Source organism: Peristeroidobacter agariperforans, from assembly GCF_004138335.1.
In the GTDB taxonomy this organism is placed as follows: Bacteria; Pseudomonadota; Gammaproteobacteria; order Steroidobacterales; family Steroidobacteraceae; genus Steroidobacter; species Steroidobacter agariperforans.
On sequence record NZ_RYFW01000004.1, the window covers coordinates 460,849 to 466,848 of the forward strand.

The following is a 6,000-nucleotide window of genomic DNA, read 5'->3' on the forward strand; positions in this document are numbered from 1 at the left end:
TGCGGGAATCGCGAAGGCGGGTCCTCGCGACGGCGTCCCTTCAACCGAGGTGCTAGAAACGTCGGTGAGGCTCTCATGCCAACAGCTCCGACGCTCGACTAAGTGATGTGAGCGTCCTGAGCCGCGGCTAGCTTGCTGGTATTGCGCAGTCCGGCTTTTCGACAATCGCTTGAGCCGTGTTATATCCTCGGATAACCGAAGAGCGGTATCGGGCGCTTCCGGCGAGGCGGGGCGCCGCCAGTTTCGTCCAGAACGGCGCCAACTGGTGCCGAGCGGGCCGTCCGCAAGCTTCAGTATGATGGATTCCGGTTGGAGCTTCATTCGTAGGGTGCTTGGTTCCGCGATTGATTAGGGGAAGCGCCGATGTCCGCAATTATATGCGCGGATGAGCGCACTCGGGGAGAGCGGTTCGAGTGGATTCGTGGAAATCTAATTCCAAAAAAAAATGAGCAATGAATCTGAAAGCCCGGAGCCCAGTGCGCCTCCGTTGCTGCTGAAGAGCTATAGCGACGTATCGCCGTTCGTCGAAAAAGTCATTGAGCTGGCCGATCAGAACAAGGATCGGCTTGGATTTCTTCCCTTCTCCGCATATGAAGAGTTGGCCATCCGCGGGCAATTGTGGATCGCGTGCGAGGCCGCGCGACAAAGGATCTTGGGATACCTAGCCTTTGGAGGGAGTGGGTCAAGCGCGAAGGTTCATCAGTTGTTCGTTTGTGAAGATAGTAGGAAGCTCGGGATTGGTGCTCTATTAATTGATGAGCTCAAGAGCTATGCGAGGCGCAGAAACTTTCAAATTGTGTCCGCGCGAGTGGCGGCTGATCTTGCGGCAAATCGCTTTTGGGAGCGGCAAGGCTTTTACATTGTCAGGCAGTTGCCCGGTGGGCGCACAAGTGGGCGGGTGATAAACGTACGAGTTCACGAGCTTGCCAGTGCATCTCTGTGGGCGTCCGACTCGGATTTCGAGACCGCTCACTGGATGCAGGTCGGGCCAACTTCACCGATCCATGCAGTGCCGTCTTATGCTCTGGATTTGAACATACTGTTCGATCTCCTGCGAAACAGAAAGAATGCAGAACACGCGCGACGGCTCTTCGCCACAGCATTTAATGGTGATGTCCGTTTATGCGTATCGCACGAGTTCGCACAAGAGTTGAAGCGAAGTTCGGTGGCTCAGGCTGATGATCCGATTTTGCAGTTTGCGGAATCGCTGCCGACGCTTCCGCTCCTAGAGCATGCGGACGAATTGATGGAAGCGCTGCGGTCGATGATCTTTCCTGATCGCGATGAGAATCGAGCACGAGCTGTCAACGATGCATCAGATCTTCGCCACCTGGCGGCTTGCATCCGGCACGGAATTCGAGGATTCGTCACAAACGAGAAAGCAATACTGCGCGCAGGTCCGAAACTATACGAGCGGTACACTTTAGAAGTGGTATCGCCGTTTGACTTGATTTCAGTGCCTGCGCAATCTGAAAGAAGCGATGAGTTTCCCAGCTGCCTCGCGGCTGAGCGCCACCTTCGAACGGAAAAATTTAGCGAGTCGGATCAGGCGGCATTACTTGGGCTTCTGGCCGGAGCAGAAAGTGGGAAGTCCGTTTTCCGGCAGGCAACCGATGCGGGAACATCCGCCAAGCGTAGGGTCCGTATTTCCGTATTCTACGGCGATCGATTCGTAGCCTTCGGTTCATGGAACGAAGTGCTGTATCCAACAAATCACCTTAACGCTTTCCTGTTTGTGGACGAAGCAATTCCAGATGCTCAACTTATCGTGGATCATCTGATCGGAACGATGCTTTCCATGCTGCCGATGGATCAGTGCACGACGTGTGAGATCATTAGTCTTGCCCGCCAGGTTCTGACTCATAGGACTGCGCGCGCGCTTGGATTCAGTGCCGAATCATGGGGTGGGGCGGAATTTGTTTCAATGAGAAAGTTGGCGTACCGAGGCGTGATAGGTCCAGTCCAATGGAAAAGGTTCAGGCAGGATGTCGGCACATTAGTTGGGACATCGCTGCCCGAGGTCATTCCAGAGTACCGAGAGAGCGTCAGCACTGGTCTCATCCTCAGACGTCCGGGCAAGCAGCTTCATCGGACTGTCGATCTCTTTACGTTCGAGAGTCTGCTTGCTCCGCTTCTGTTGCTTGCACCCAACCGAAGCGCGTTCATTGTTCCGATTAGGGACAAACTGGCTTCGGTGCTGCTGCCATCTATGAAGAGACAGGTTCCATTGTTTTCCAAAGAAGCGATTCTTCATATCGAACGAGCCTACTTTGGAAGTAGCGCGGCCATTCGTAATTTAGAGAGAGGCGATCTGGTTGTTTTCTATATATCTGGTGCTGAAGGGGGACGGGCAGAGGCCGTGGGAATTGCGCGCGTTACATCAACAAATGCTGCGTCACCGGTGAAGCTTGAGCTTGAGCTCCTCAGGCAGGGCGTTTTGGACCAGGACGACCTCGGGCATATGGCCCGGAAGGACGGCAGCATCTCGTACTTTACTTTTGATTCGTTCATACGATTTCCCCGCGCGGTGCCGTTTCGTGAGTTGAAGCAGCTTCGCTGCGTTGGTGGGGCAAATCTTGTCACCACGCAGCCACTTTTGTATGACAGGCTTGTCGCGCTCTGTGAATACGCATGGGCGGCTGACAACGGGCGGAACTGATGTATGAAGTCTAGTCTGATTCTCTCAATCAAACCGAAATTCGCGAACGACATTCTTGAAGGAAGAAAGAAGTTTGAATTTCGCCGTGCTTTGTTTCGACGTAAGGTGGAGCGGGTGATCGTCTATTCGTCGTCGCCAGAGCGCAAAGTAATTGGGGAGTTTCTGGTTGAGGAAGTCCTTACACTTCGGAAGGATGCTCTTTGGCGAGTGACCTCCGAGTACGCGGGCATACCCCGCAGCTACTTTGATCGATACTTTGCGGGAAAGGATGAGGGGCATGCAATCAAGATCAAGAAGCCCCGTCGTTACAAAGTGCCGTTGGATCTGGAGGAGCATTTTGGAATTCCCCGTGCTCCGCAATCTTTCTGCTACTTTTGTGGCTGATGTTACGGGGAGCTCTGGACTCGTGACGAGTCGATAAGCGTAAGGAAATGCAGAGTTCGGCTGGGGCGCCTTGGGTCATCAAGTCGCTCGTGGGCATCGCTCGATAGAGCGAGTTTCATCCCTGTGCGAACGGATGCGCCGAAATTGCGAGGGTGCCGTTGCCTTCGCGATCATAGGTACGTTAGTGCGCATTTTCGCGGTCGATCGCTTCCTTCTGCAGTCTCGAAATTCGCTCCAGTAGTTGCATCTGGTGGCTCTGGACCCTTATTGCAAGATCATCCGCGCGCACCCGGGTGCGAATGGCCCACTCACTACCTTTGAAGCTAGTCAAATTGAGATAGATAATTGACAGGCTTCCTTGAGCCCCGGCGAGAGCGGAGCTTATGGCCACGCCCGAGTCTCCTCGAGCGGCCTTAAAGCCCAAGTCAAACACTAGCGTTGCTTTGTCCGCAAGTTTCAGGCATGCCTCTGTGATCGCTATTGGAATCTCGGTTGCGGTGCGCAGTTCCGCCAAGGCTTTTTCAGCTAACGCCCTTCTCTTCGTCTTGTCAGTCTCCGCGTCGCGCAGTCTGCGGGCGGCAATAACTCGATCAAAGCATTCGGCATCCTCTTGGACTGCGGTCATAAGGACGGGCTCGATGTCCGATGTTATATCTTGGTTCGCCAATGTTAGTTGTGGCTCGACCGGTTTGTATAGCTCGCGGTTTGCCGAAAGAGTAACGACTGTCTGAATTAGTTTGCAGGCTATCAAGCCGAGGAGGGCGGCCGCGCTTCCAGAGCCGGGCTTGTGTCCCCCAGATCCAAATTTTTGGAGTAGCTGGGCCGCTGGAAGTTGTATTAGTTCTCTTGCCATAGACTGAGGTGAAATCCGCAGATGACAGGACGATTGCTGTTTATACCGGTGCGGAGTGACGAATTCTGCGATGCCGATCATGTTACAGAAATAGTCCGAAGCAGCGGGATCGTGCAGCAAGAATAAGAAGGAGGCGGTTGTTGCCTTGCTCTTCAGCCTATCACGCCGTACTCGCCGTCAATCGAAACTCGGCGGGCTTTCGCGGCATAACGGCGCCTCCCGCGGGGACGCGGGGCCCTCCATTATTCCACGACCCGCCAAGTTTCGATTGACCGCTCCGCGCGCCGTGATCGGGAGAGCCCATCGGCAAACCCGCCGATGCCAATGGAGATCGCGCCATGTTCCCTATTAACGAAGTTCTTCAGGGTGATTGCACTCGCGTACTGCGCCCGTTGCCGGACTCCTTTGTGGATCTCGTCGTGACTGATCCGCCGTACGGCGTACGCTATCAGGACAGCAAAGGCCGGACGATTGCGAACGACGATGATCCGAATCGCATCCTCGGCGCCTTTACAGACCTGTACCGGGTTCTGAAGCCCGACAGCATTTGCATCTCCTTCTATGGTTGGGGTCAGGTAGATGCATTCTTTCGGGCATGGCGCTGCGCGGGGTTCCGTCCGGTCGGTCACATAGTTTGGGCCAAGCCCTACGCGTCGCGCACACGCTATCTTCACTACCGTCACGAGCAGGCGTATGTGTTGGCAAAGGGATCGCCGAAGTTGCCGGAGCAGCCGATCGATGACATCCAGCCGTGGGTGTACTCGGGCAATCCGGATCACCCGACGCAGAAAGCGGTGCAGATCCTAACGCCGCTCATTGAGGCATTCTCGCAGCCTGGTCAGCTCGTCCTTGATCCCTTCGCCGGCTCAGGAAGCACCATGGTGGCTGCCGCCATCAGTGGCCGGCGATATCTCGGGGTTGAGTTGGAGCACGGCTACTGCCGTGTGGCCCGCGAGCGGCTGTCACGCGTGCGTACTCGGCTTCCTCAGTTCCTGCCGACTCCGGCAGGGCTGGACCAGGAAGAATTGGATCTCGTGCCCGCCGACGTTGACGGGTTCATCCAGTGGCTGCGCGAGCACCGGTTGGAAGGTGTAGCTCAAGTGGTCGAGAGGGCCAAAGCGGAGTACGGCTGGTGAGTTGAGCTTCGCCGCATGTGGGCCGCATGACATCAGAAAGTGTCACGCGGCCCATTCGCTGAAACGGGGGGGGCGTCTTCACCGCGTGGCGCATCGGCAACGCATGTGGGAGGCTCAGTTTGAAAGCTTCCGGCACTGAAGCGCGCTCCTCCTTCATTCAGCATCTCGGCGAGACTCTGCGCGAATACTCACATTCAGCCACGGCAGCGCGCTTATAGCTGAGAATCTGCCGATTGAGACGGGTGAGTTTCGACCGAAAAAAGCGCGAAACGCAGGATATGCCTGCGGCCGCTTTTGTTTAACACTGCAGTCCATGGGCACCTCACCTTTCATCGCTGCTCGCGTCTCGCCAGAGACGAAAGCGAAGTTCCGCATGCTGGCGGAACAGCAGCAGATGACGGAGTCGGCGCTGCTGAAGCAGCTCATCGACCTGACCGTGCAGCGAATGAACCAGGCCGACGCCGATGCCCTGAGATCGCCAGCACGGCGATTGCGAGCGGCGCGGCTGTATGTCCGGCTACATCCAGACGACCAGTTGTTACTCATGGAACGAGCGGCAGCTCGACAGATGCCGGCGGCTACATATGTCTCCGTCCTGGTCCGAGCCCACCTACGGGAGCTGGCTCCGCTGCCCAAAGCGGAGTTAATGGCGCTGAAGCGATCCGTCGCCGAGCTGGGCGCGATCGGCCGCAACCTCAACCAGCTGACTCGCCTGGCTCATCAGCAAACGGGCTCGGCCGCCCCTAGCCGAGAGGATTTGCGGATGATGCTCAAGGTATGTGAGGCGATGCGCGACCACACCAAGGGTCTGATCAAGACCAACTCACGCACCTGGAAGGTCGGGTAATCCTCCCGAAAATTAGGTGAGGCCAGAAGTGGAATTTTCTCGTAACCTTGACCGAGGAGATTCCCTTGAAGAAATCCCGATTTACGGACAGTCAGATCATTGCGATCTTGAAGCAAGCCGA

Annotated in this window: 5 protein-coding genes; 4 read left to right on the top strand and 1 reads right to left on the bottom strand. The window is 56.0% G+C overall.

Translation table 11 applies throughout. The features are described from left to right. The first annotated feature begins 445 nt into the window (after positions 1-445). Entirely contained in the window at positions 446-2,659 is a 2,214-nt protein-coding gene (locus tag EK373_RS27830; protein WP_129647913.1) for a GNAT family N-acetyltransferase, read from the top strand. Positions 2,660-2,662: 3 nt separating this feature from the next. Next, positions 2,663-3,043, top strand: a complete 381-nt coding sequence (locus EK373_RS27835; RefSeq protein ID WP_129647915.1) for a hypothetical protein — start codon at positions 2,663-2,665, stop codon at positions 3,041-3,043. Positions 3,044-3,224: 181 nt separating this feature from the next. On the opposite strand, the gene EK373_RS27840 is transcribed toward EK373_RS27835, so the two are convergent. Continuing rightward, positions 3,225-3,977: a cyclodeaminase/cyclohydrolase family protein gene (locus EK373_RS27840; RefSeq protein WP_129647918.1), complete on the bottom strand. Its 753-nt coding sequence runs from the start codon at positions 3,975-3,977 to the stop codon at positions 3,225-3,227. A 257-nt stretch (positions 3,978-4,234) separates the two neighbouring features. Here EK373_RS27840 and EK373_RS27845 point away from each other — a divergent pair, with 257 nt between their 5' ends. Together EK373_RS27845 and EK373_RS27850 are read left to right on the top strand one after the other, a co-directional pair. Further along, entirely contained in the window at positions 4,235-5,032 is a 798-nt protein-coding gene (locus tag EK373_RS27845; RefSeq protein ID WP_322095835.1) for a DNA methyltransferase, read from the top strand. Positions 5,033-5,345: 313 nt separating this feature from the next. Further along, entirely contained in the window at positions 5,346-5,879 is a 534-nt protein-coding gene (locus EK373_RS27850; RefSeq protein WP_129647922.1) for a plasmid mobilization relaxosome protein MobC, read from the top strand. Positions 5,880-6,000 lie beyond the last annotated feature (121 nt).

Excerpts from the sequence above, each read along its gene's own strand:
- EK373_RS27830 (WP_129647913.1), top strand. The coding sequence starts at position 446 with ATGAGCAATGAATCTGAAAGCCCGGAGCCCAGTGCGCCTCCGTTGCTG.
- EK373_RS27835 (WP_129647915.1), top strand. The coding sequence starts at position 2,663 with ATGAAGTCTAGTCTGATTCTCTCAATCAAACCGAAATTCGCGAACGAC.
- EK373_RS27840 (WP_129647918.1), bottom strand. The coding sequence starts at position 3,977 with ATGATCGGCATCGCAGAATTCGTCACTCCGCACCGGTATAAACAGCAA.
- EK373_RS27845 (WP_322095835.1), top strand. The coding sequence starts at position 4,235 with ATGTTCCCTATTAACGAAGTTCTTCAGGGTGATTGCACTCGCGTACTG.
- EK373_RS27850 (WP_129647922.1), top strand. The coding sequence starts at position 5,346 with ATGGGCACCTCACCTTTCATCGCTGCTCGCGTCTCGCCAGAGACGAAA.